Source organism: Bacillus sp. FSL R10-2780, from assembly GCF_038006125.1.
Classification (GTDB): domain Bacteria; phylum Bacillota; class Bacilli; order Bacillales; family Bacillaceae_G; genus Bacillus_A; species Bacillus_A cereus_U.
This window is the reverse complement of record NZ_JBBOUQ010000001.1, coordinates 4,176,721-4,200,779: the sequence shown is the minus strand read 5'-3', so window position 1 is coordinate 4,200,779 and position 24,059 is coordinate 4,176,721. Positions and strand designations below refer to the sequence as shown.

The window sequence follows — 24,059 nt, the reverse complement described above, 5'->3', positions numbered from 1 at the left end:
CTCACCTACCGCTTCATCTTTGGATCTAATGCATCACGAAGTGCATCGCCCAGTAAATTAATTGATACAACTGTTATAAAAATTGCAAAACCGGGTGGAATCCATAACCAAGGACGCTTTTGGAAATCAATTAATGAGTTTGCTGCGCTAATCATATTCCCCCACGATGGTGTAGGTGGAACGACACCAAGACCTAAATAGCTTAGTGCAGACTCTCCTAATATAGAACCCGCAACACCTAATGTTGATACAACAATTAATATTGGTAAAACATTTGGGATTAAATGATATACAATTTTGCGGTAATCTTTTATTCCTAACACATCAGCAGCCTGCATGAACGATTGTTCTCGAAGCGATAAAATTTGACCTCGTACGAGACGTGCAAGCCCTGGCCAACCTACTAAACTTAAAATAATCATAATGACATAAAGACGATAGTCAGATGGTACTTTCCATTCTGATAAAATAGCTCCCATTATAATAAGTAAGGGTAATCCTGGCATCGACATTAAAATATCTGCAAGACGCATTATAATATTGTCGACGATGCCACGATAAAAACCTGCAATAGCTCCTAATAAAGCTCCTAGTATAACTGATAAAACCATTGAAGCTAAGCCAATTGTTAATGAAATCCGCCCCGCTTGCATAAGCCTTGTTAAAATATCCCTTCCTAATTGATCTGTACCAAGCCAATGAGAAAAACTAGGTGGTTTGTTAATTAGCGCAACTTGTATTTTTCCGGATGCATACGGTGAAAAGAATGGACCGATAAAACAAAATAAAAACATAAAAACTAATGCATAAAACCCTATAAGTGCCATCTTATTTTTCTTTATCCTTTTAAAAGCTTGCCTCCACGGTGATGATTCATTCCGTCTTTTCTTTTTTGCTTTTTTCTCTGTAATTGCTGTAACAGTTTCCATCTCTTTCCCCCCTTACTTCAACCGAATACGTGGATCAACAACTGCATATACAACATCCGCTAAAAAGTTTGAAACAATTGTTAAACAAGAAAGAAACATCGTAAACGCCATTAATACTGTATAATCACGGAAATTAAGCGCTTCTAATTGAATATTGCCGATACCTGGCCAGTTGAAAATTTGTTCAATAATAATTGCCCCTGAAAACAATCCTGGTAACTCAAATGCAAGCAATGTAATAGCCGGTAAAATTGCATTTTTTAATGCATGTTTATAAATAACAGTCTTCTCCTTTAAACCTTTTGCTCTAGCCGTTCGAATATAATCTTGCCGTACAACTTCTAACATACTCGTTCTAAAATAGCGAGTTAATGAGCCTACTCCAAGGAGAGTTAAAATAAACACCGGTAAAACCATATGCTTTGAAACCTCTATTACGTAAGCAAGTCCAGTCGAATTACTGCCAACATCAATCATCCCGCCTATCGGTAATAACTTTAAATCAACCGCGAACACTTTAATTAAAAACAAACCGATAAAGAATGAAGGAAATGACATCGCTGCAAAAACACCAATTGTTACAAGCTTATCGAATAAGGAATGTTGCTTTGTTGCTGAAAATACACCGATAATAAGTGCAATTAGCCAAATAAAGAACAATGCAATAACCGCAACAATAAATGAATTCCATATGAATTTATTTAACAATGATGTTACAGGTTCTTGATATTGAAGAGAAAAACCAAAATCCCCCTGCAATGCATTACCTAGCCAGTGGAAATATCGCTCAACAATTGGTTTATTTAAACCATATAGCTCTCTAAGCTCCGCAGCTCTTTGTGGTGTAATCTTTGGATTTGAATCAATATAGTCACCTGGAAGAAGCGCGAACAAAAAAAAGATAATAACTGACGCACCCAACAATGTAGGAATCATTTGTAACAACCTACGAATGATATATGTTTTCACCCTTTTTCTCTCCAATCTTATGCTTAAAATAGAAGAACATTTTTTCAAAGCGGCACTATTAATTGCCGGATGAAAAAATGCCTTCTACTTATACATTCTTATCGTTATTTTTCAAATGATAATACTGGTAAGTTTGCACTAATACTATTGTATTTTTCAGGGTCAATTCCTTTTATATTCCCGTTATAACCCGTAATTGTTCTACGGTAGTTTAATAGAATGACTGGTGGGTCATCACTTAATTCTTTATACAGCTCTTTATAGATTGGTTTACGTTTTTCAATATCTACCGTTTCAATACCTTTTTGAATTAACTCATCTACTTTTGCATTCTTGTAACCAAGGCTAATTTCATTTGCACTAGACAAATATTCACCAGCTGTTTCACTTGGATCACTTGTAATCGGTGTCGAAACAGAAGCTAAATCATAATCACCTTTATTTACCTTAGACAGCATAGTATTAAAGTCCATAAATTCAGGATTAAATTCTACACCTATCTCTTTATAATTCTCTTTCGCAATTGGAATTAATAAATCACTATCCTTAGCCGAACTTGGGCCGAAATAAGAAAGCTTTAATTTTTGACCATCTTTTTCACGAATTCCATCCGAACCAACTTTCCACCCTGCTTCATCTAATAATTTTTTCGCTTTTTCTTTATCGTATTCATATTTATTAACTCCTTCTTCCGTATAAGCCCAAGAAGTTGGATGGATTGGTACACTAGCTACTGTACCGTACCCTTTTAATGCTGTATCAACATACTTTTGGCGATCTAACCCATAAATAAGTGCTTGGCGAACCTTTTTATCCTTTAAGTACGGCTTATTATTATTCATATAAATATAACTAAATGATGCTGCTGTTTCGATTTGAATATTCGCGAATTGTAAACCTTTCGCTTGTTCAAGAACTTCATCACCAGTACCTAGGCCAGTGTAGTCAACCTCACCTGTTTGGAATAATTGAAGCTTCGTATCACCAGCAGTAATTTTATAAATGAAGTTTGGAATTTTCGGTTTACCTGCATAATAATTTTCATTTGCTACAAATCGAACTTCTTGACCAGGAATATACTTTTCAAATTTATATGGGCCCGCAGCTATCGGTTTTCCATATAACTCTTTTAAATAATCTAAACTTGTATTTTGTTTATAGTCTTTTCCATAATAAGCTTTTGATAACACTGGGCCACCTAAAGCAGTTAGTGTCTGGGAATTAACTTTTTCAGTCGTAACTTTAATTGTCTGTGGATCAACAACTTGAATTCCTTCAATAGAAGTTGCTTTACCTTCTTTATATTCTTTTCCGCCTTTAACAGCATATTGAGAAATATCCATTTCACCCTCATATGCCTTATCATGTAAAAGCGTCAATGTGAACGCTACATCATCCGCTGTTAACGGTGAACCATCACTAAATTTTAAATCTTTACGTAAATGGAATGTATATGTTAACTGATCAGAGGAAACATCCCACTTCTCAGCTAATTCTGGAGTTGGTTTTCCTTGTTTATCTGTCGATACAAGAGATGCAAAAATAACAGAAGTTACATTTCCATCCCAGCCATTTTGCTGGAAGTATGGTAAAAAGACACCACCTGGTTTACTAATCCCAACAACTAACGTGTCTTTTCGACTTTTTGCTTTGTCAGGCACTTTCGTCTTATCTGTAGCAGCAATCTTTTCGATTTTTATATTTTTTAAATCTTGCTGTTTAACTGGTTCTGTAGAAGCCGTATCCTCCTGTCCCCCGCAAGCAGATAACACAAACGAACTACTCAGTAATACTGAAAATAAACCAGCCCATTTTTTTGTCTTTTTCTTCATTGTCCCCACCCTAACTTTTTTTTAATAATTACACCTTATGAACTGCTTGCCTTATGTATGCCTCCCACAGCAACATTTTATAGCCAATCGGAAAAGTCGGTTTTAAACGTAAAAAAAACAGATGTTTTTGAGGGGTAACAATCTTATTCCGACCTTTCCGGTAGACTTTATTGTTATTAGCTTATATCTTTCAGTATATTTTGTCAATTATTTCTATATAAATATTTTGAGAGTTCTCCAAAAATTATTGAGCAATATTCAATTTAGGTAAACTTAACAATATACCATTATAGTTATCTTCTTGTAATCCTTGAATTCGTGCGTTGTGAGCAGAAATGACCTTACTATTGTTTAAGAAAATAACAGGTGGATCTTCACTTAACTCTTGATATAGTTTTTTATAGATTTCTTTTCGTTTTTCAATATCCAATGTTTCTAATGCCTGCTTAGCTAATTCATCTACTTTCGGATTATGATATCCATCATAATTACGCTTACTTGTCGAAACAAACTCCTCAATTGTTCCGCTCGGATCATCAATCATCGGTGTGGAGACCATCGCTAAATCATAATCTCCTTTAATTACCTTGGAAATCATCGTATTAAAGTCCATGTATTCTGGGTTGAAATCTACCCCAATCTTTTTATAATCCTCTTTCATAACAGGGATCATCACATCATTGATTTTACTTGCTGATGAGGCAAAATAACTTACCTTCAATTTCTGACCATCTTTTTCACGAATACCATCTGACCCAGCCTTCCATCCTGCTTCATCAAGTAATTTCTTTGCTTTTTCTAAATTATATTCGTATTTATTGATTCCTTCTTCTGTATACGCCCACGAAACTGGTGTAATTGGTACATTAACGAGTGAGGCATAACCTTGGAAATACGTATCAATTACTTTTTGGCGCTCTAATCCGTAAATAAACGCTTGGCGTACACGTTTATCTTTAAAGTATGGCTTCTTATAATTCATTTTAATGTAGCCGTAAGAACTTCCTGTATACACATTAATATTAGCGAAACCTAGCTCTTTTAATTGCTCAATCGTTTCCGCACTTGTCGTGAAGCCATCATAATCTACTTCTCCCGCTTGAAATTGTTGCAAACTCGTATCACCTTTTGTAATTTTATAAATAAAGTGCTCAATTTTCGGTTTACCTTCAAAATAATTTTCATTTGCTACAAAACGAACTTCTTGACCTGGAATATATTTATCTAGTTTATAAGCTCCTGCTCCCATCGGTTTTCCATATAACTCTTTTAAATACTCTAAATTCCCTTGCTTATATTCTTTACCGTAATAAGCTTTTGATATAACTTCTCCACCAATTAACGATAATGTTTGGGCATTTACCTTTTCAGTTGTAATCGTAATTGTTTTCGGATCGATGACTTGAATCCCCTCAATAGATGTAGCTTTTCCTTCTTTATATGCTTGCCCACCCTTTATTGCTGTTTGACTTATATCAGTTGCTCCGCTATATGTCTGGTCATGTAGTAACGTTAATGTAAATGCTACATCGTCCGCTGTTAACGGCGAACCATCACTAAACTTTACATCATCTTTCAAATGTAACGTATATGTAAGCTGATCCTCCGAAATATCCCACTTCTTCGCTAGAATCGGGATTGGTTTTCCTTCCTTATCCAGCCCAACAAGAGGAGCAAAGATAGCTTGCGTTATATTGCCATCCCATCCATTCTCCATGAAATGCGGAAGGAATATCCCGCCAGGGCTCGGCATTCCAATTACAAAAGTATCTTTTCTTTCCTTTGCCTTTGCTGGACTTTTTACTTTGTCACTCGCTTTAATAAATTCATCTTTCACTTTTGGCATCTTTGTTGCTTTATTTGTACTTGTCTCTTCTTGAGCGCATCCTGCTAATAAAACCGATGTACTAAGAAACGTAGCAAATAACCCTTTAAAGACCTTTCGCATAATTCTCACCCTTACTTTCCTATTTTCTAATTGAGTAGTAACATAAAGCTCCTTTCTGTAACTATCCTTATTTTTCATATAAAAATAGTATGAATTAATTTCAAGATTATTCCTTTTCACTAGTTATGTCAATCCTGGCTAATTGATTTCTTTCAAAAAATAAAAAACACCTTCTATTACCTAATAGTCCCGCATAGAATAATAATAATTAACTACCAAGAAGGGGGCGAAAATATGGACAACCTATTCCAATATGTCCTGCACTATGTATTATTAACAATCATGATAGTCGGGGCGTTATTACTATTCCCTTTCTTCCCAAAGTTCGTCCTCTTTTTAGCTTTTTTTATTATGCTCGGGATCGCTATTATAATTTCAACGAGGGAAGATACCACACAAAAAGAAAGCAGAGTTCAGCGCGTAAAGCTGTAACTCTGCTTTCTTTTTTATCTTCAATCCCCAAGTCTCTATTACACACACTTATGTCTTGGGAAATAATTAGCCAATACTTTTGTAATTACTCTTATCAAAAACACTTCTAATAACGTTTATTTTCCTTCTTACCATTTCATATGTTTCTCAACCTATGAAAATTGCGTAACAAAGATTTATCAAAATTACTGTTTCACGTGAAACACATTTTTTATTTATCCCGCATTAACGGGCAGTAAAACTCCCACCTCAAAATTCGGCTGGAGTAAAGAAGTTAGATGGGGGATTAACTGCCCGTAAACGCCCGATTGGTTCAACTAATAATCAGTGGGGGATGAACACCCCCCACTGATTAAAGTTTCACTTTATCCTTTACGTAAAATATTATTATAAAAAAAGAAAGCTAATCCCTTCAGCAAAACTGAAAAGAATTAGCTTTCTACTCTTTACTCCACAATATTCTCTAACTCATTATATAACTCCGCTCGTAAAAACTCTTTTTTCGTTTTTTCTTCATACAATTGTTCAAGCATTTCAACATCAACTACATGTTCCATTTTACATTCAAGTACATATATATCTTCTTCTATATGCATTAACTCGTTTTCAACTTCCTCTAAATTCCTAGCCTTCTTCTTTTTTATAGGCATTACTTCTAACGCTTTATTCCCTTGCTGTTGCTGCTTCTGTTTTGCTACTTGTTTCTCAATTCTTTCTTCCCACTTTTGACGAGCCCATGCATAGTTCCCTGCAAACTCAAATAATTTGTGCTCATCAATCCAATATGTTTTTTCAAATAACTTATTTAAGAAATAACGATCATGTGAAACAGCCAAAATCGTCCCGTTATATTGTTCAAGGGCTTCCTCTAAAACTTCCCTTGATTCAATATCAAGATGATTCGTCGGTTCATCTAAAATAAGAAAGTTAACATCTTGATACATAAGTTGCGCGAGTCTTAACCTCATTTTTTCTCCACCGCTAAGTTGCGTTACTTTCTTAAAAACAGCTGGACCATAAAATAAAAACCGCGCTAATATATGTCTTGCTTCTCCCTCTGCTACAGCTACACACTCTCTAAAAGCTTCCAATACATTGTTCTTCATATTCCCGTACGCATGTTGCGATAAATAACCGATTTTCACACTACTACCAATCCGAATTTCACCAGTATCTTGCTTCATTTCTTCTAGTAGTAGTTTTAATAACGTAGTCTTTCCTGTACCGTTACGTCCAACGATAGCTGCGCGTTCCTGAAAACGAATATGCAAATTTACTTTCTCGAATAAAGATCTGTCAGCAAATCCTTTACTCACTTCTTTCATTACAACAACATCTTTCCCGCTTCTCTCTTGCCCGTCAAACTGAAGTCCCATCTGTTTTCTATCCAAAATGGGTCTCTTTAGTTTCTCTATGCGCTCTAATGCACGTTCCATATTTCTCGCTCTCTTATGCAATCCTTCATTCGGCGGATTCGCTTGATTTGCCCATTCACGTAGGCGCTTAATTGCTTCTTTCATTTTCTTTATTTTCTTTTGTTGTTCTTGATACGCTTGAAATTCTTGAAGCAATCTTTCTTCCTTTTCCTCAACAAACTGTGAATAGTTCGCATGATATACGTGAATTTCTCCATCTTCTAAATCAAAAATTTTCGTTACAACTTCATCAAGGAAATAGCGATCATGTGAAATGACCATAACTGTTCCTGTATACTCTTTTAGAAATTGCTCTAACCACTCGACTGCAAATAAGTCCAGATGATTTGTTGGTTCATCTAATAAAAGTAAATCTGGTTTCTGCAATAGCATGTACGCAAGGCTTACTTTTGTTTGTTCTCCACCACTTAACTCCATAAATGATCGGGGAAACAGCTCCGTCACCTGTAGACCATTTGCTACCTTCATAATATTCGCTTCTATCTCATAACCACCGAGAAACGCGTACCTTTCTTGAATTACTCCGTACCTCTCCATCAATTTTTGTAAAGCAGATGATTCCTGTTCTTCCGCCATATTTTTTTCTAAAGCATGCATTTCTATCTCCAACTCTTTTTCCTTTTTAAAAGCGGAGCTTAATACATCATATACATTCATTTCATTATTGAATTTTGGAATTTGTGCTACATGACCGATGCATGTACCTTTCTTCATATGAATGGCTCCTGCATCCAAACTCTCCATTCCTGTTAGAAGCTGAAAGATAGTTGTCTTCCCACTACCGTTACGACCAACTAATCCAATACGTTCTCCATTCTTTATTTCAAGCGATATATTTTCAAATATGATGTTTCCACCAAAAGATTTCTTTACATTATTTACACTACAAATTGTCATTTTCCGTACTCCTTTCAATATAAAAAACCATGGGAAAGAAACATTCCCCATGGTTTTTGGCATAGAAAAAGGAAGCCAAATAGCTCCCTTTTCACACGTTTATCAAAAATGGGTGAAGAGACTTCTATCGTTCAATAGCTACTATGCAATTGTTAAAAAAGGGCATACGTATCCCGTTAACAACTACATCATGAAAAATCGCACGACAAAAATAGATATAATCTAAAAATTTGGCACGCGCAGCTAAAGAACGTTTCATCTCATTCACCCCTTTCGTACGGAATTTAATACTTACTTCTTTATTATACTTTCCCATTCCATGTTTGAATAGTCATTTTTCTGAAAATAATGAAGATAGACTAAACATTTCAATAAGTGACATCAAATCTTACAAAACTGTTATGTTCACGTAATGAAAAGCGATAGTACGAAAAGATGCCTCCCTATACAATAAAGATATAAACAAGAGAGACAAAACAAGGAGGAAACAATCCTGATGAAAGAAATCATAAAAGCAATCTTCGAGGTATTAGTGAACGGACAAGCAGTTGTAAAAGAACTAAACGAATTATAAAAAGGAGTGAAGGAATATGATGAACATGGTAAAAATGGTTTTACACGCTTTAGTCGATGCAAAAGCAGTTAGCCAAGAATTAAACCAACAATAAAAAGGGGTATATGAATATGAAGAAAGCCATTATTGTAATCGCAAGTACAGCAATTGCCTTATACACAATAAAAAATAGAAAAAAGAAACAAAATGAAAATGCTCTATATTATCCATACACACTATTAAAGAAAAAATAAAAGACAAGGTACCCTATTGCAATGAGGATATCTTGTCTTTTATTTTTCCCTATTCCCTTTAAAGGATTTCCTTCTCCTTTTCCCGAATGTATTAAGCGGGATTTTTACATATATTTTAAAGGGGCATATATACAAATGGATACACAACAACTATATTTTTTAAACGATATCGGTAAACAAAAACCAGAAAGCATTCGGAACAGAAGCGCTACATGTCCTTTTTGTGACAGAGAAAATTTAACGGATATTTTAGCAACTGAGGGTTCTATTATTTGGTTGAAAAATAAATTCCCTACATTAAAGGATACCTTTCAAACAGTGTTAATCGAAACAGATAATTGCGAAGAACATATTGCAACATATACAGAAGACCATATGAGAAAACTAATTCGCTTCTCTATTCACCATTGGTTAAACTTACAGGAAAATAAAGAATTCACCTCTGTGATTTTATACAAAAATCATGGTCCATTTTCAGGTGGAAGTTTGCATCATGCACACATGCAAATTATCGGAATGAAACATGTAGACTATCTTGACAATATTGATGAAGTAAATTTCCAAGGGGTAATTGTTCAAAAAAATGAACGCATTGAACTCAACATTTCAGAGCGTCCTATTATCGGCTTTACTGAATTTAACATAATCATTGAAGATATTGCATTTATAGATGAAATGGCAAATTATATTCAGCAAACTGTACGTTACATACTGACAGATTTCCACAAAGGGTGTAGTAGTTATAACTTATTCTTCTATCACTTAAACAGGAAAATCATTTGTAAAGTTGTTCCCAGATTTGTAGTTTCACCGTTGTATGTAGGATATAAAATACCACAAGTTTCTACAAAACTAGAAGATGTGAAAATACAACTAGTGCAGTATTTCACGAGAGAAAAGGATGAAACTATTCATAAAAAAACAGAGTAGGTATAGAAAACCTACTCTTTTATTACACCTTTATTTCGATAGTATACATCCTCTAATCCGATGTTATACTTCATATTGTTATCCGTCCACTCTGGTCCTAAATTCCCTGGCCATCCAGATGTATTCGCTATATATTTCAGTAATGCAAAATCAGTCAAACCTTTTTGCACCCCGCGCTTATAACCTTTCATTAAATGCGGCATTGCAATTTGTGCATTTATACGTGGATCTTTCAGCTCTTCATCAGTTAAATGATCTGGCGCAAGCCCACCACCGCGGTGTAATTGAAACAATCCGAATGAAGTTCCGTTATCTCCAACACTTCTTGGATTTAACCTACTTTCATGTTCGGCAATTGTAAGAGGTATCCATTCCGGAAGGTTTACTTTCTTTGCTTCCTCTATAATGATTTGTTTCATCTGTTTTACTTCTTCTGAATCAACATAGCTTGTTTCATTCATTAGCTTACCCATTCCTTCAGACTTTCCTTGGAAATATAAATACACTCCAAGAACAACTAAAAATCCTACAAAGAATTTCTTCACTACCTCTACCTCTTTCTCCGCTGAAATTTGTCCCCCTTCAGCCTTCCCTTTACAATTACCTACACTCTATCATTCTCTTACCCTTCAATCATAGCAAATAACTATACATATTATCATCATGCTTTAGACCGATTTTGCGAAAAAACAGTTGGTAAATACGTACAAAAATGTAACTTACATGGACTACAACTCATTTATTGTATATAATTGTAAATTGAATTCTATATAGACTAGGAGCATATATAAATGAAAAAATTCCTACTACTCTTTTTTAGCATTTTACTACTCTTTCCTATACATATCTCTGCACAAACATCATCCAAGCCAAAAGTACTTATTTTGTATAGTACAGAAAACAACAAAATTACAAACAATGTACAAATCCTTAATACTCAGTTAGGACACTTTACAAATAATATAACAGTAAAAAGTTTAAAAGAAATGAATGAAACTACTAACTCATCTTCTTATACACATATTGTTTATATTGGAGAGAAAAAAGAAGATTTTTCTACTAAAGCAAAACAATTTCTAGAAAACTTCTCGGGTCCAGTATTAGTTTTAGGACAAAATGTTGAACAATTATCTAATCGTTTTTCTTTCATTACCTCGAAAGAAACCGATATACGAACTCACACTATAGAATATCCGACTCACCAGTTAAAAAATGAATTACATGAAGAACGCTTAATGAAGAAGGTTGAAACAAAAGGAACAGCTCTTGCTTACGCCTTGAGTGCCGATGGAACCCATCCGTTAATCGTGCAGCAAGGAACATCCTATTATGTTGCAACTCCGAACCTTTTTGATTGGATGTCCCATTACGTCGGTGAAATGCTATTTTCTTACTTCGAACAAGAGCCTATGACAAATAAAACTACAGCTTATTTACGTCTTGAAGACGTTCACCCAGCTGTAGATGTAAAGCAATTAAAAGAAATCGCTGAATTACTAAAAGAGAAAAAGCTCCCTTATATGATTACCGTTATCCCTGTTTACAAAGATCCAGACACAGGAAAAACAGTACATTTAAAGGATAACTCTGAATTAATCGATGTTTTACGCTTTATGCAAGATAATGGTGGCTCTATCGTTATGCATGGTTACACACATCAGTTTTATGATAGTGAAACTGGCGAAGGTTTTGAATTTTGGGATGTAAAAACTGATCAACCAATTCGTCAACCGAACCATGAAAAACCAAAAACAAAAGACGATTTCCAATCTACAGAGGACTATAATAAATACGTTAAAAACGGAAAAGCCTTTGAAGAAAAGTATATTAAAGAGCATATTGAAAAAGGGATTACAGAGCTTGTAGAAGCTAAATTGTATCCAGTTGCTTTTGAAGCTCCGCACTATACAATGTCTCAAAAAGGATATGAAATACTATCACAATATTTTTCAACTTATGTAGGACAAATACAACTAAACGATAAAACTTGGAAATCGATGCACTCACCGGCTTATATAAGTACACCTTCATTTTTACATGGGATGAAATTAATTCCTGAAACTGTTGGCTTTATTGAAGAAGATAAGCCACAAGCTATAGCAAAAATGAAAGAACGTGCTTTATCTGTCGAAAAATTATCCGATGGAATTATCGGTGCATTTTATCATCCTTACTTGGGCGTTAAACCATTAAAAGAAGTATTAAAAGAACTAGAAAGTATTCCAAACATAGAGTGGATTGATTTACAAAAAGAAACGAATGAAGTAAAAATGAAAGATATTCATATTACTACTAATAAAGACGGCATTCATGCTGAACAGCCAACAAGTGCGAAGGACATAATTGATTATATAAAACAACATGGGTTCTTCCTTATAATTGGGTTCATTATAATTGTCTTTCTTTTATTATTAAGACGCGCGAAAAAATTAGAGTCATAATAAAAACACCAAGCGAGATGCTTGGTGTTTTTTGCTATCACTCAATAACTTGATAAAATCGCACCGTATTCTCATATATTTTCTCTGCAACTTTCTCTACAGACATTCTTTTTATTACACTAATTTCTTGTAATACATCTTTAATCATTTTAGGGTGCGTCATAACACCATCTTGAAATTCCCATGGCCCATCTGTTTCTACCATCATATATTTTAAAGGATAATACGAAACAATTTTTCTAATTTTCTCCTTATGTAAAACATCCGGTGTGATAGAAATATAATAACCGTTCCTCATCATCCGTTTCATTGTCGCTTCACTTCCTTTAAACCAGTGAAAGTGTGCACGTACAACTTTATATTCTTCAAGTAAATCACATACAATATCAGCGTCTTCATAAACTGCGTGTAATACAATCGGTAAATCATATTTACTAGCTAGTTCAACAAACTCTTTTAACACCGCTATGTATGGATCGACAGCAATATTTTCATCTTCTTTCCTTAAATAATATGGGAGCCCCACTTCACCAATCGCAACGATTTCCTCTATATGATCTTCAATTAATTTATAAATTTGCTCACATTCCTCTTTATGAGTCGGTTGCTCCGGATGAAAACCTATTGCTGGATGTATAAAAGGATATCGCTTTGCTAAAGATAGAGTTTCTAGGCATGATTGATAATTCATAGATACTGCAATAAGCCCTTGTATCTCTTTACTGTTTTCCACATCTGTAAGTAATCTACTTTTCTCTTCATCCTCATATTGATCAACATGTATATGGCTATCAATCCATTTCATCTTTATGCCCCCCCCCATAAAAAAAACAAGAAAGGGTCTCCCTTCTTGTTTTATCATCTATATTAGTTAACAATTAAATTTGTTATTATATCAAATAATCCAATACATACTATGGCAACAGTAAAGTAGCTACAGAAATCTTTAATTGGAAACTTCACTACTTCTTCTTTACGCATCCCAGTTTTCTCCCTTCTTAATATATCCCTAATTATTTTTTATCTATTTGTATCTATTATGCAAAAAATATGACAAAATTACTATCGAATTAACTTACGTAAACCTTACAATATTGTAAGGTTTAAAAAAAGCCCTCATCTTAAGCTAAGATAAGGGCTATTCAAAGTTAGTTGGTTTTTCGTTCTTCATTAACATTACGAATCAGAAAGTAATACAGTAAGACTTTCTAGTTATAATATATTATATTCACTATCTTCTAACTATCGAATTACATTACAGGATACTTACATGTTTGTAAGATATGTGTAATGTAATTCGATAGTTTCCCTTACCTATATCTCGTACAATAAGGTTAGAAAGTAAGCCAAATAAGAAGCATACTCACATAACCAAATTACATTGCCGGTAGCCCAATCTTCTTATACTTTCATTTTTATTACTGCAATGTGTCCCCTTCCCCTTTATATAAAAAACCCCCTAGTTTATACGAACTAGGGGGTTTTTTTATGAGTCAAAAATATACCCCCACCTAGTATTTTTCCTTTCGACAAAAAATAGATGGGGGTATATTTTCGCTATCTCACCACCAAAAGTTTACTCTTCGCATTTATAGGAATACTTGTAGTCTCAATCTCTTCAATTGACTCACCGTAACGCCCTTTTGCGAACAACTTTAACGCTTCGTCTCTCTTTAACATATGTTTAACAGTTTTCTTTATTTTTTGTTCTCTTCCACGTTCATCAAATGCAATAAATTCATATTCATACCATTCATCACCGACGTGCTGACCGATCGTATCCACAATTGTATAGTATTCTTTCGTCGTATAAAGCGGATTATATTTATCGATAACCGGTCCAAGTTTTGTAGGTAGCAATACTACTACTATCGTCACCATAGCTATCACAATAGTAATCATTTTTTTCTTCATAATACTGATTTTCCTCCTCTACAGGATACTTATACATCCATTCTAAAGAGCAGGAATTTAATCTACCATTCAATCCCATTACATTACCCTTACATTTTTGTAAGAATAAAAAAAGATGAACGAATTTTCTCGTTCATCTTTTAGCTCGCTTTAAAGCCACCACCAAGTACATCACGCACATCGTGAATGACAACGAAGGCATCTTCATCAACTCTACTAATAACTTGCTTTAACTTAACAAGCTCTTGTTTATTAATAACGACATACAATACTTCTTTATTTTTACCAGTATATCCGCCGCGTCCTTCTAATACAGTGACACCGCGTGTCATGTTTTTCGTAATAGTCTCTCGAATTAAGTCTGGTTGATTCGAAATAATCGTAACAGCTGTTTTTGTATCCATACCTTCCACGATGAAATCAATCACTTTCGCTCCGACAAATACAGCTACAAGTGTATACATCGCCTTTTCTTGTCCTATTATAAATACAGAACCAGCAATTACAATGATATCAATAATAAGTACGCCTTTTCCGACGCTCCAACCTAAATATTGATTTGCTAACTGCGCTAAAATTGCCGATCCTCCTGATGTACCTCCAGCTTTGAACATACATCCTAATCCGACACCTACAAATACACCAGCGAATAAAGCCGCTAATAATGTATCACTATTTACTTGATACTGAATGTGCTCTGTAACGTATAAAAACAAAGATGTTTCCACAATACCTATAATTGTGTAAACCATCGTTTTCTTATCAAAAAATTTATAACCTACAGCTAATAAAATTGCATTTAAACCAAAATTCACAATTCCTGGTGACCAATCAAATAAATAATAAGTAACAACCGTTAAACCGATGATTCCGCCCTCTGATAAACGGTTTGGAATTGCGAAGTAATTAATACCAATTGCAAATAGTAATGAACCGATTGTAATTAATGCGATTTCCTTTATACGTTGATTAACCATAGTTCATCCCTCCCCCCATTTGACATTGTATCACTATCTCCTAGAGGTTTAGAAGTGGTTTTTATTACGCATTCTTTCTCATAATGACCATGATATTATGTTTAAACAAAGGGGTGATTAATTATTCATATTTGCTCTAACTGCACGAACAAATTGCTCCACATTCCCTTTCTGAATATACTTAGCGCTAACGGTTTCATGATTACAAGTAAACTCGAAACATGGACGGAAATCTATGTCATCTATATGCAAATATGAGTAATCTTTAAATATTGCGGGATAGTACGGAAATTTCCCGTAAAAAAGGAGACGTCTAGTAGTGGCAGCAAAAATTCCATGTTGATAACATAGCGTAAAATTATCATTCTCAAATATCCCTACCATAACGGCTAAAATCTCTTCGTCATCCTTTACATATTTTTTCATACTCGATAAAAGTTCATTCATGCATATTCCTCCAAATTCTATTCATTGTTTTAACACTCGAAAAGAATCCATGGATTATTACATACCGGTGTAAATCATTTATAAAGTATGAAACGCGTTTCCTGTCAAAGACATTTCAAAAAAATAATCCGTTATGCGATTATACACATAACGGATAAAGGCTAAACTGTAGAACGCTCCACAAGTTCATACGGAATTTCCACCTTTTCTTGTCTAGAAAAATTCTCATCGCTTACTTGTCGATAAAACATTTCAAAAGCTGTTTTACCTATCTCTTTTAAATTTTGATCAATAGTTGTCAACTGTAACACTTGTGAAATGGGTTGATTATCAAAGCCAATAATCGCCAAATCCTCAGGAACTTTAATACCTAATTTTTTAACTTCTGTCATGATCCCAATAGCAACTTCATCCCCTGCCACTATTAATGCTTCAGGAGGATTCTCCATCTCCTTGAATTGATGTGCAACTCTTACACCATCTTCTAATGTAAAGCATTCTGTGAAAATCCGATCTTCCATCACTTCTTCATCTATTAATTGTAGCTGTTGTTTATAAGCATCAAAACGTTTCTTACTACTTGGCCCTAACTTTCTTCCCGTACAATATCCAATCTTCTTATAACCTTTTTCAATAAGGTAACTCATCCCTAATTGAAAGGCATTAAAATGATCTGTATATACACTCGATATGCTTTCAATATCATTATCCTCACAAGCAATAACCGCCCCATATGCTGCATAAGGCTCTATAATTTCCCACTCATTGGCACGAGAACAAATGATAAGACCGTCTAGTTGCTTTGTTTTCAACATATGTAAACTTTTCATTTCTTCTTTTTTATTGTAGTTCGTTTGACAAAGAAGCACTCGATAATTATGAGCTAACGCAACTTCCATCATTCCACCCACCATCGCATCAAAAGACGGATGATTAATATAAGGTAAAATCACGCCAACAATATTCGTCTTCCCTTTTGATAAATGAACAGCATTTGCATTTTGTGAGTAATTCAATTTCTCAACTATTTCTAAAACAACTTTCCTTTTTTCTTCACTTACATATGGATGATCATTTAATACCCTCGAAACAGTCGTAACTGAAACCCCAGCCATCTTTGCAATATCTTTAATATTAGCCATACACTCACCTCTACTTTTAACTTAATAAATCACATGAACATATGTCAAATCTTCTCATCATTACACTTTCATTTGCTTTTCTTACAAAAGTGTAATTTTCCTGTAAGCTAATTCGATAGTGACTCTCCTCAATATTTCATACAATTAAGTCAGAAACAAGGCAACAACTATTCGAAAAGGAGCGGATCTATATAATGAACAAAATGAAAACGAACAATTTCTTAAATACAATGGGCATGGTGTTTTCCGCTCTTATCGATGCAAAAGCTGTTGCTTCTACATTAAACAAGTAAGGAGAATTTATAATGAATAACATGACTTTTAACAAATTAGATTTTTTAGGACTAGCTAGCGGCTCGATTCTTCTTACTGCTTTCATTTACGCTGCTACGCTTATATAACTTTGTGTCCCCTTTCCCCTTTATATAAATAATAATAGAAACGACGACCGTCTATGCCCGGTCGTCTTTTCTTACTTTTAATTTGGCTGTAAAACTTCCTTTAGTTCTTCAAACTTTGCATTTAATTCATCTGTCATCATTTTCATAGCCGTTTTTCGATCTATTTGTTCTTCAGCATCAATTTGAATTGGGTCTCCAAAAACTAATTGCGCTTTTTTTCCTTTTATCAATTCTTTTACACTTGATGGACCAACATAAGCGGCCGGTATTAACGGAACGTTAGAACGCATTGCAATCGTAACAGCCCCAGCTTTTAATGAAACGTCTTCTGATGATCTCGTCCCACTTGGGAAAATCCCTACTACTTTTCCTTCTTTTAATAAACGCGATGGAATTTTTAATGTGCTTGGCCCTGGATTCGCACGGTCTACAGGGAATGCATTTACATTTTTAAAAAACCAATTTTTAAATTTCCCTTCAAACAATTCTTTTTTTGCCATGTAATGAATTTGGGTTGGGTACATTCCTGCTGCTAACATTAAAACGTCCATAAAGCTTGTATGTGTGCAAGCAACAACGTAAGGGCCACCTTCTGGTAATTTCTCTCTCCCTTGTACTTCTACTTTCCCAGCTGTTTTAAATATATATTTCAACGAAAATGTAATTAGTTTATACATTTGTTTCGTTCCTTTCTGAATATCCGAAGTATAATCATTTTCTTATAACGATTATAACACTAAGTTTTAGGAGTTGGTAATAAAAATAAGTATTTATTGTTAAATTTCAATTCTTACAAAAATGTAATTTTCTTGTAAGCTAATTCGATATTGACTCCCTCCACTATCTTATACAATTAAGTCAGAAAGTAACAACAACCATTTGAAAAGGAGCGGATCTATATGATGAACAAAATGAAAACGAACAATTTCTTAAATACAATGGGCATGGTATTATCCGCTCTTGTCGATGCAAAATCTGTTGCTTCTACATTAAACAAGTAAGGAGAATTTATAATGAATAACATGACTTTTAACAAATTAGATTTTTTAGGCCTAGCTAGCGGCTCGATTCTTCTTACTGCTTTCATTTACGCCGCTACGCTTATATAACTTTGTGTCCCCTTTCCCCTTTATCCCGCTATTTGCGGGCAGTAAGACTCCCACCTCAAAATTCGGCTGTAGCAAAGAAGTTAGGTGAGAGATCCACTGCCCGTAAACGCCCGATTGGTGAGGGCTAATAATCAGTGGGGAATGAACAAAATCCCCACTGATTAAAGTTTCACTTTATATAGAAAAAGACGACCGTCTATGCCGGTCGTCTTTTTAATTTTTTCTTTCCTTCAATTCTTTTAAAAGCTGTATCAGTTCAGCTTGTTGTTTTATATTCTTACGACCATTTCGATTAATTGCTGCAAGCTCGCAGGCAACTCCAGCAGCAAAGAAAAACAATAAACTTTCTAACATGTAAAAATCCTCCAGTTGCCTATTAAACAGCTTGACGCAATTGCTCTTCTTGTAAAACTTGTTTATTTATATTTTCTTCTTTTCTCTGACAAACATTATTACGAATAAGCGCTGCAATAACAAATAATGTTCCTAATACATCAAATGTCGTTATTTTATATCCTTTCATCATCATAATAACTAACGTAGTAATTGGCACAAAGTTAATAAATAAAATACCATTAATTGATGATAAAATTTTCACACCGTAGTTCCAAGCAAGTAGTGCTACGATACCTGGTAATGTCATCATAAATAACAAATCATACTTCACAACAGAAATCGTTCCCATACTTGGAACTGATACATATCCAAGTGAGGTAATGATCATAGTTATAATTCCTGTAACTGCTGTCCCAAATACACAAGTTAATGTTGAATAACGTAATGTTGACCAATCGCTACACGTTTGACCACCCATCGTATAAATAACCCAGCCTACAACACCAACAAATATAAATGCTAGTGAAAACATATTATCTTTCAATGTTAAAAAGAAACTCATATCACCTTTCGTAATAACAAATACAGCCCCTACAAACGCGATAATCATGCTCGTTATCATATACTTCTTCGGCTTTATATTTTTATATCCCCATAAAATACAAATTGAAATCATCGGCATAAGCGCCTCCATAATAGAAGCTACCATTACACCTGATTTTCCCATTAACATTTGTCCTAGAAAAATTAATACATTGTATACGGTAAACGCCATTGTTCCAAAAAAGATGAGTAACTTTCTTCTTCCTTCTAAGCGAAATGCTTTCTTTCCTTCTTTCATTAGCAATAATACAATCAGTACAATTGCTACCGCCCCATAACGAATAAACGAAAAATAAAACGGATCTATGTATTCTAGCGCATGATCAGCAACCGGAAACATCGCTCCCCATGACATACTTGCAATTAAACATGCCAACGCACCTATTATCATTTGACTTCTTCTCACCGCAATCCCTCACTTCTTTCTATTTGCACAAAGAGAATTGTAAAAGAAAAAATATATCACGTAAAATGATTCAAAATGATGTTAACTATCATTTATAATGATAGTTAACATCAAGGGGGAGCATACAATGGAATTACGAGACTTACAAATCTTCCAGAGCGTTGCTGACCGAGGTAGTGTAAGTAGCGCAGCAAAAGAATTAAATTACGTACAATCAAATGTAACAGCACGTATTAAACAGTTAGAAAACGAATTAAAAACACCGCTCTTTTACCGTCATAAACGAGGCATGACTTTAACAGCTGAAGGTAGAAAAATGCTCGTCTATGTTAATAAAATTTTGCAAGATGTTGACGAGCTAAAACAAGTATTTTTAGATGGTGAAACACCATCTGGTATATTAAAAATCGGTACAGTTGAAACAGTAAGTACATTACCTACCATTTTGTCTTCTTACTATAAAAGCTATCCAAATGTCGATTTATCATTACAAGCCGGTCTAACGGAAGAACTTATTAGAGAAGTACTCGATCATCAATTAGATGGTGCTTTTATATCAGGACCAATAAAACACCCACTAATTGAACAATACGATGTTAGTACCGAGAAATTAATGCTTGTTACACAAAATAAAGCTTTTCATATAGAAGAATTTACTACGACGCCCCTACTCGTTTTTAATCAAGGATGTGGGTACCGTTCCAAGCTAGAACGATGGCTTAAAGATGAAGGTTTGCTACCAAAAAGAATTATGGAATTTAACATATTAGAAACAATATTAAACAGTGTTGCACTCGGTCTTGGAATTACACTCGTACCACAGTCTGCCGTTCAGCATCTTTCTACAGCAGGTAAAGTACACTGTCATCCGATTCCCGAGAAATACGGTAGTATTTCAACTGTTTTCATACGCCGTAAAGATAGTTACATGACCAATTCGATGCGAAGCTTTTTAAAAACAATTAAAGAGCATCATCACATCAATATGCTTTAAAAGACATTCTTACACGAATGTCTTTTTTTCTTACAAAAGTGTAAGTCTTCCGTAAGCTAATTCGATAGTTGTAATTCATCATCTCCCCTATAATTAAGACATGAAGCAGGGCAACAAAAATTCGAAAAGGAGCGGATACGCATGATGAACAAAATGAAAACAAACAAATTTTTCAATACAATGGGCATGGTGCTATCCGCACTTATCGATGCAAAAGCAGTTGCAACTACATTAAACAAATAAGGAGAGATTATAATGAACAACATTACTTTCAACAAATCAGACTTTATCGGACTTGCAAGTGGAGCAGCTCTTCTTACGGCTTTCATTTACGCACTTGCTCAAAGTCTTGTTTAACACTTTGTTTCCCCAACCCCCTTTATATATAGAAAAGGCTGCTCGTCTTATAGACAAGCAGCCTTTTAGTTTGTTTCATATATAATTTGGCCTGTTTTGCTTATATCATATCCACCAATTGCTTTTAATTCATTGTGAAACTCTTCAGATTGCAAAATCCCTTTTATAACCTCAATAAGTTCCTCATTTTCTTTATTCTTCAGAAGTACTAAATCATACTGCTCTTTCATTATCGGAATAAAGTCTACGTTCACAATTTGGGAAAACTTTTCTGAACCTACCCCAACATCAGCTTTTCCATTCGCGACTTGCGAGGCAACACCAAGATGATTCGATTCTTCCCATTCATACCCGTTAATATCTTTACTTAATTTTTGAATTCGCAATTGCTCATCCACTAACACCCTAATACCAGAACCTTTTTCTCGATTTACAAATCGTATAGATGACTGAGCTAAATCAGCCCATGTTTTTATATTTTGTGGATTCCCTTTTTGCACATAAAACCCAACATTTCTTGCTAATAAATTAATCATAATATATGGTTGTCCAACTAAAATACGCTTTACGTACGGAACATTATATGTACCTGTTTCGCCATCAAATAAATGCAAGCTAACGACGCTTCCTTCTCCTTGGTACATCTTCACTAAACTCGTTAAACTACCTTGATATGCTCTTAATATATTAGAATTTGGCAGACGATTTTCTATATGTTTCGCCAACATATCTAACGTTAGTTCTTGACCACTAATGATGCGTGTATTCGAACTACTAATTTCGTACTTCTTTACAGAAGTAAATTGCACCTTACCTGTTTTCATTTGCTTGATATATTGTTCTAAATCCGCTGCATCAATACGCATTTGTCTACCAACCCTATAAGAAGGAAGTTCTCCTTTTTTAATTAGGTCGTATACAGTTAATTTTGATACTTTTAATCGCTTTGCTACTTCTTCCGTTGTGTAGGAATGATGATCCATAGACGATTCCTCACTTTCTCCCTTCATTGTAACAAAGAAAAGAATATTTCTCCTAGTTTTTAAAAACAACTATATCGTTCAAATTATATTCAATTATAACTAGTTATATTTAGTTATAATTAGTTATAATTAATTTAGTAAACGAAGGGGGATTTTTTATGAACAAATTTACATTAAGATCCATTGGGGTACTTATACTTTCTTTTCTTCTTATATTCAGTGTAGCTTGTTCAAGCGAAGAAAAGTCAGCTGCTAAAGAGGGAGAATCAGTGGAGCTGACTATATCAGCGGCTGCAAGTTTACAAGATGCATTAAAAGAAATTGAACAGCAATATAAAGAAAAAGAACCAAACACTAAGCTTTCTTTTAACTTCGGTGCTTCTGGTGCACTTCAACAACAAATTGAACAAGGTGCGCCTGCTGATTTATTCTTCTCTGCAGCAGAAGATAAATTCCAAACCCTTGTTAAAAAAGGATTCATTAATGAAAAAGAAGGGAAAAACCTTCTTGGAAATGAACTAGTTCTAGTCGTTCCAAAAGATAGTTCTCTTACAAAATTTCAAGATTTAAAAGATGAGAAAATCAAGAAAATCGCACTTGGTACACCCGAATCCGTACCTGCAGGAAAATATGCAAAAGCTTCTCTCACACATGAAAATCTTTGGAATGACGTTCAAAATAAAATCGTATTTACAAAAGATGTTCGCCAAGTGTTAACATATGTAGAAACAGGTAATGTTGATGCTGGTATTGTATATAAAACAGACGCTCTCGTTTCAGACAAGGTGAAAATTGTAGAGGCGGCAGCGGCTAATTCTCATGAGCCAATCCACTATCCTTTAGGTGTTATAAAGGAATCTAAGCATAAGAAAGAGGCGACTTCATTCTATGAATATTTACAGTCAAAAGATGCACAATCTATCTTTAAGAAATATGGATTTACACTCCTACCATAATTGCTATGAGCTTTGATACAATTTTGTCACCTGTCTTTCTATCTTTACGAGTAGCTGCGTGCGCCACCATTATCGTTACGATTTTGGGAACGATTATTGGACGAGCATTAGCGCGCTCCTCGTGGCGATATAAAGTACTACTAGAAACTATTTTCTTATTACCAATGGTGCTTCCACCAACTGTTATCGGCTTTTTTCTAATTATCATTTTCGGAAATAACAGTCCCATTGGAAAGTGGATTGAATCATTATTTCAGCAGTCCATTATGTTTACATCTACTGCTGCTATCATTGCTTCTACAGTTGTTGCATTTCCGCTCATGTACCAATCAGCAAAAACAGGATTTTCTATCGCAAATGTACAAATTGAAGATGGCGCGCGCGATCTTGGTGCAAGTGAATACCAAGTTTTTCTACATGTCACACTCCCGCTTGCATTTCCTGCGTTACTAAGTGGTATGATTTTAAGCTTTGTTCGCGCACTTGGTGAATTTGGTGCAACTTTAATGTTTGCAGGAAATATACCCGGCAAAACTCAGACGATTCCAACGGCGATTTATATGGCTATTGATGCAAGTAATATGCAACTAGCTTGGACACTTGTAATCATAACGATTAGTATGTCCCTTCTATTCTTACTATGTATTCAACTCATTAATAGCAGAATTACTACTTCTTAAAGCAACTTTCGACAAAAGTTGCTTTTTATTTCCCGAAAAATAAAATGATTTGATTAATGACTGAATTTTACCTCTTATTTAAATATACATTTTATTTGAATTCACTTTCTAAAATAGGTAATTTCCTGTTATT

26 protein-coding genes are annotated in these 24,059 nt (G+C 34.5%); 10 read left to right on the top strand and 16 right to left on the bottom strand.

Annotation, left to right across the window (positions count from 1 at the left end; genetic code table 11):
* Positions 1-5 precede the first annotated feature (5 nt).
* The 4 genes from opp4C to NSQ47_RS21925 form a co-directional block, all read right to left on the bottom strand.
* Positions 6-929, bottom strand: coding sequence for an oligopeptide ABC transporter permease (opp4C, locus tag NSQ47_RS21940; protein ID WP_002063509.1), 924 nt, complete (start codon positions 927-929; stop codon positions 6-8).
* 12 nt (positions 930-941) lie between these two features.
* Positions 942-1,898, bottom strand: a complete 957-nt coding sequence (locus NSQ47_RS21935; RefSeq protein ID WP_016103351.1) for an ABC transporter permease — start codon at positions 1,896-1,898, stop codon at positions 942-944.
* A gap of 104 nt (positions 1,899-2,002) precedes the next feature.
* Positions 2,003-3,730, bottom strand: a complete 1,728-nt coding sequence (locus NSQ47_RS21930) for an ABC transporter substrate-binding protein (RefSeq protein WP_341037990.1) — start codon at positions 3,728-3,730, stop codon at positions 2,003-2,005.
* 244 nt (positions 3,731-3,974) lie between these two features.
* Positions 3,975-5,678, bottom strand: a complete 1,704-nt coding sequence (locus NSQ47_RS21925) for an ABC transporter substrate-binding protein (protein WP_341037989.1) — start codon at positions 5,676-5,678, stop codon at positions 3,975-3,977.
* 234 nt (positions 5,679-5,912) lie between these two features.
* Between NSQ47_RS21925 and NSQ47_RS21920 the strand changes: the two genes are divergently transcribed.
* Entirely contained in the window at positions 5,913-6,110 is a 198-nt protein-coding gene (locus NSQ47_RS21920; RefSeq protein ID WP_000369259.1) for a hypothetical protein, read from the top strand.
* A 446-nt stretch (positions 6,111-6,556) separates the two neighbouring features.
* On the opposite strand, the gene abc-f is transcribed toward NSQ47_RS21920, so the two are convergent.
* Both abc-f and NSQ47_RS21910 read right to left on the bottom strand, forming a co-directional pair.
* Positions 6,557-8,443: a ribosomal protection-like ABC-F family protein gene (abc-f, locus tag NSQ47_RS21915; protein ID WP_341037988.1), complete on the bottom strand. Its 1,887-nt coding sequence runs from the start codon at positions 8,441-8,443 to the stop codon at positions 6,557-6,559.
* Positions 8,444-8,567: 124 nt separating this feature from the next.
* The gene (locus tag NSQ47_RS21910) at positions 8,568-8,702 is read right to left on the bottom strand and encodes an RAxF-45 family protein (protein ID WP_079999070.1); all 135 of its coding nucleotides are present in this window, start codon (positions 8,700-8,702) and stop codon (positions 8,568-8,570) included.
* A 419-nt stretch (positions 8,703-9,121) separates the two neighbouring features.
* On the opposite strand from NSQ47_RS21910, the gene NSQ47_RS21905 reads away from it, so the two are divergent.
* Positions 9,122-9,250 carry a hypothetical protein gene (locus tag NSQ47_RS21905; RefSeq protein ID WP_002029408.1) on the top strand — a complete coding sequence of 43 codons (129 nt, stop codon included), beginning with the start codon at positions 9,122-9,124 and terminating at the stop codon, positions 9,248-9,250.
* 135 nt (positions 9,251-9,385) lie between these two features.
* Positions 9,386-10,180, top strand: coding sequence for a DUF4931 domain-containing protein (locus NSQ47_RS21900; RefSeq protein ID WP_445662099.1), 795 nt, complete (start codon positions 9,386-9,388; stop codon positions 10,178-10,180).
* Between the two features lie 11 nt (positions 10,181-10,191).
* On the opposite strand, the gene NSQ47_RS21895 is transcribed toward NSQ47_RS21900, so the two are convergent.
* A complete protein-coding gene (locus tag NSQ47_RS21895) occupies positions 10,192-10,725 on the bottom strand; it encodes a transglycosylase SLT domain-containing protein (RefSeq protein ID WP_002159554.1) in 534 nt (177 codons plus the stop codon).
* 246 nt (positions 10,726-10,971) lie between these two features.
* Here NSQ47_RS21895 and NSQ47_RS21890 point away from each other — a divergent pair, with 246 nt between their 5' ends.
* Positions 10,972-12,621 carry a DUF2334 domain-containing protein gene (locus NSQ47_RS21890; protein WP_002159555.1) on the top strand — a complete coding sequence of 550 codons (1,650 nt, stop codon included), beginning with the start codon at positions 10,972-10,974 and terminating at the stop codon, positions 12,619-12,621.
* A 37-nt stretch (positions 12,622-12,658) separates the two neighbouring features.
* Here the strand turns inward: NSQ47_RS21890 and NSQ47_RS21885 are convergent, their stop codons facing one another.
* The 5 genes from NSQ47_RS21885 to NSQ47_RS21865 all read right to left on the bottom strand — a co-directional run bounded on the left by NSQ47_RS21885 (position 12,659) and on the right by NSQ47_RS21865 (position 17,101).
* The gene (locus NSQ47_RS21885; protein WP_341037986.1) at positions 12,659-13,426 is read right to left on the bottom strand and encodes a TatD family hydrolase; all 768 of its coding nucleotides are present in this window, start codon (positions 13,424-13,426) and stop codon (positions 12,659-12,661) included.
* 752 nt (positions 13,427-14,178) lie between these two features.
* Complete coding sequence (locus NSQ47_RS21880; protein ID WP_341037985.1) at positions 14,179-14,535, bottom strand: YxeA family protein; 357 nt, start codon at positions 14,533-14,535, stop codon at positions 14,179-14,181.
* Between the two features lie 140 nt (positions 14,536-14,675).
* Entirely contained in the window at positions 14,676-15,512 is an 837-nt protein-coding gene (locus tag NSQ47_RS21875; protein WP_002159558.1) for a YitT family protein, read from the bottom strand.
* A 117-nt stretch (positions 15,513-15,629) separates the two neighbouring features.
* Positions 15,630-15,959: a PH domain-containing protein gene (locus NSQ47_RS21870; protein ID WP_341037984.1), complete on the bottom strand. Its 330-nt coding sequence runs from the start codon at positions 15,957-15,959 to the stop codon at positions 15,630-15,632.
* 161 nt (positions 15,960-16,120) lie between these two features.
* A complete protein-coding gene (locus NSQ47_RS21865) occupies positions 16,121-17,101 on the bottom strand; it encodes a LacI family DNA-binding transcriptional regulator (protein WP_341037983.1) in 981 nt (326 codons plus the stop codon).
* 305 nt (positions 17,102-17,406) lie between these two features.
* On the opposite strand from NSQ47_RS21865, the gene NSQ47_RS21860 reads away from it, so the two are divergent.
* Positions 17,407-17,502, top strand: coding sequence for a DUF3948 family protein (locus NSQ47_RS21860; RefSeq protein ID WP_002124767.1), 96 nt, complete (start codon positions 17,407-17,409; stop codon positions 17,500-17,502).
* A gap of 77 nt (positions 17,503-17,579) precedes the next feature.
* Here the strand turns inward: NSQ47_RS21860 and NSQ47_RS21855 are convergent, their stop codons facing one another.
* Complete coding sequence (locus NSQ47_RS21855; RefSeq protein ID WP_016103340.1) at positions 17,580-18,179, bottom strand: lysophospholipid acyltransferase family protein; 600 nt, start codon at positions 18,177-18,179, stop codon at positions 17,580-17,582.
* Positions 18,180-18,515: 336 nt separating this feature from the next.
* Here NSQ47_RS21855 and NSQ47_RS21850 point away from each other — a divergent pair, with 336 nt between their 5' ends.
* A complete protein-coding gene (locus NSQ47_RS21850; RefSeq protein WP_002124767.1) occupies positions 18,516-18,611 on the top strand; it encodes a DUF3948 family protein in 96 nt (31 codons plus the stop codon).
* A 213-nt stretch (positions 18,612-18,824) separates the two neighbouring features.
* Here the strand turns inward: NSQ47_RS21850 and NSQ47_RS21845 are convergent, their stop codons facing one another.
* Together NSQ47_RS21845 and NSQ47_RS21840 are read right to left on the bottom strand one after the other, a co-directional pair.
* Positions 18,825-18,965 carry a YrzO family protein gene (locus tag NSQ47_RS21845; protein ID WP_002151322.1) on the bottom strand — a complete coding sequence of 47 codons (141 nt, stop codon included), beginning with the start codon at positions 18,963-18,965 and terminating at the stop codon, positions 18,825-18,827.
* Positions 18,966-18,987: 22 nt separating this feature from the next.
* Positions 18,988-19,956, bottom strand: coding sequence for a DMT family transporter (locus NSQ47_RS21840; RefSeq protein WP_341037982.1), 969 nt, complete (start codon positions 19,954-19,956; stop codon positions 18,988-18,990).
* 127 nt (positions 19,957-20,083) lie between these two features.
* On the opposite strand from NSQ47_RS21840, the gene NSQ47_RS21835 reads away from it, so the two are divergent.
* Positions 20,084-20,950 carry a LysR family transcriptional regulator gene (locus NSQ47_RS21835; protein ID WP_016103332.1) on the top strand — a complete coding sequence of 289 codons (867 nt, stop codon included), beginning with the start codon at positions 20,084-20,086 and terminating at the stop codon, positions 20,948-20,950.
* Positions 20,951-21,205: 255 nt separating this feature from the next.
* Positions 21,206-21,307: a DUF3948 family protein gene (locus NSQ47_RS21830; protein ID WP_016103331.1), complete on the top strand. Its 102-nt coding sequence runs from the start codon at positions 21,206-21,208 to the stop codon at positions 21,305-21,307.
* A 65-nt stretch (positions 21,308-21,372) separates the two neighbouring features.
* On the opposite strand, the gene NSQ47_RS21825 is transcribed toward NSQ47_RS21830, so the two are convergent.
* Positions 21,373-22,317 carry a substrate-binding domain-containing protein gene (locus NSQ47_RS21825; RefSeq protein WP_033710535.1) on the bottom strand — a complete coding sequence of 315 codons (945 nt, stop codon included), beginning with the start codon at positions 22,315-22,317 and terminating at the stop codon, positions 21,373-21,375.
* 131 nt (positions 22,318-22,448) lie between these two features.
* Between NSQ47_RS21825 and modA the strand changes: the two genes are divergently transcribed.
* Entirely contained in the window at positions 22,449-23,246 is a 798-nt protein-coding gene (gene modA / locus NSQ47_RS21820) for a molybdate ABC transporter substrate-binding protein (protein WP_341037981.1), read from the top strand.
* Between the two features lie 5 nt (positions 23,247-23,251).
* A complete protein-coding gene (modB, locus tag NSQ47_RS21815; RefSeq protein ID WP_002151307.1) occupies positions 23,252-23,926 on the top strand; it encodes a molybdate ABC transporter permease subunit in 675 nt (224 codons plus the stop codon).
* The last annotated feature ends 133 nt before the right edge of the window (positions 23,927-24,059 follow it).

Excerpts from the sequence above, each read along its gene's own strand:
- NSQ47_RS21925 (WP_341037989.1), bottom strand. The coding sequence starts at position 5,678 with ATGCGAAAGGTCTTTAAAGGGTTATTTGCTACGTTTCTTAGTACATCG.
- NSQ47_RS21875 (WP_002159558.1), bottom strand. The coding sequence starts at position 15,512 with ATGGTTAATCAACGTATAAAGGAAATCGCATTAATTACAATCGGTTCA.
- NSQ47_RS21880 (WP_341037985.1), bottom strand. The coding sequence starts at position 14,535 with ATGAAGAAAAAAATGATTACTATTGTGATAGCTATGGTGACGATAGTA.
- NSQ47_RS21905 (WP_002029408.1), top strand. The coding sequence starts at position 9,122 with ATGAATATGAAGAAAGCCATTATTGTAATCGCAAGTACAGCAATTGCC.
- NSQ47_RS21920 (WP_000369259.1), top strand. The coding sequence starts at position 5,913 with ATGGACAACCTATTCCAATATGTCCTGCACTATGTATTATTAACAATC.
- NSQ47_RS21860 (WP_002124767.1), top strand. The coding sequence starts at position 17,407 with ATGAATAACATGACTTTTAACAAATTAGATTTTTTAGGACTAGCTAGC.
- modB (WP_002151307.1), top strand. The coding sequence starts at position 23,252 with ATGAGCTTTGATACAATTTTGTCACCTGTCTTTCTATCTTTACGAGTA.
- modA (WP_341037981.1), top strand. The coding sequence starts at position 22,449 with ATGAACAAATTTACATTAAGATCCATTGGGGTACTTATACTTTCTTTT.
- abc-f (WP_341037988.1), bottom strand. The coding sequence starts at position 8,443 with ATGACAATTTGTAGTGTAAATAATGTAAAGAAATCTTTTGGTGGAAAC.
- NSQ47_RS21890 (WP_002159555.1), top strand. The coding sequence starts at position 10,972 with ATGAAAAAATTCCTACTACTCTTTTTTAGCATTTTACTACTCTTTCCT.
- NSQ47_RS21830 (WP_016103331.1), top strand. The coding sequence starts at position 21,206 with ATGAACAACATTACTTTCAACAAATCAGACTTTATCGGACTTGCAAGT.
- NSQ47_RS21825 (WP_033710535.1), bottom strand. The coding sequence starts at position 22,317 with ATGAAGGGAGAAAGTGAGGAATCGTCTATGGATCATCATTCCTACACA.
- NSQ47_RS21845 (WP_002151322.1), bottom strand. The coding sequence starts at position 18,965 with ATGTTAGAAAGTTTATTGTTTTTCTTTGCTGCTGGAGTTGCCTGCGAG.
- NSQ47_RS21910 (WP_079999070.1), bottom strand. The coding sequence starts at position 8,702 with ATGAAACGTTCTTTAGCTGCGCGTGCCAAATTTTTAGATTATATCTAT.
- NSQ47_RS21855 (WP_016103340.1), bottom strand. The coding sequence starts at position 18,179 with ATGTATAAACTAATTACATTTTCGTTGAAATATATATTTAAAACAGCT.
- NSQ47_RS21885 (WP_341037986.1), bottom strand. The coding sequence starts at position 13,426 with ATGAAATGGATTGATAGCCATATACATGTTGATCAATATGAGGATGAA.
- opp4C (WP_002063509.1), bottom strand. The coding sequence starts at position 929 with ATGGAAACTGTTACAGCAATTACAGAGAAAAAAGCAAAAAAGAAAAGA.
- NSQ47_RS21835 (WP_016103332.1), top strand. The coding sequence starts at position 20,084 with ATGGAATTACGAGACTTACAAATCTTCCAGAGCGTTGCTGACCGAGGT.
- NSQ47_RS21865 (WP_341037983.1), bottom strand. The coding sequence starts at position 17,101 with ATGGCTAATATTAAAGATATTGCAAAGATGGCTGGGGTTTCAGTTACG.
- NSQ47_RS21930 (WP_341037990.1), bottom strand. The coding sequence starts at position 3,730 with ATGAAGAAAAAGACAAAAAAATGGGCTGGTTTATTTTCAGTATTACTG.
- NSQ47_RS21850 (WP_002124767.1), top strand. The coding sequence starts at position 18,516 with ATGAATAACATGACTTTTAACAAATTAGATTTTTTAGGCCTAGCTAGC.
- NSQ47_RS21900 (WP_445662099.1), top strand. The coding sequence starts at position 9,386 with ATGGATACACAACAACTATATTTTTTAAACGATATCGGTAAACAAAAA.
- NSQ47_RS21870 (WP_341037984.1), bottom strand. The coding sequence starts at position 15,959 with ATGAATGAACTTTTATCGAGTATGAAAAAATATGTAAAGGATGACGAA.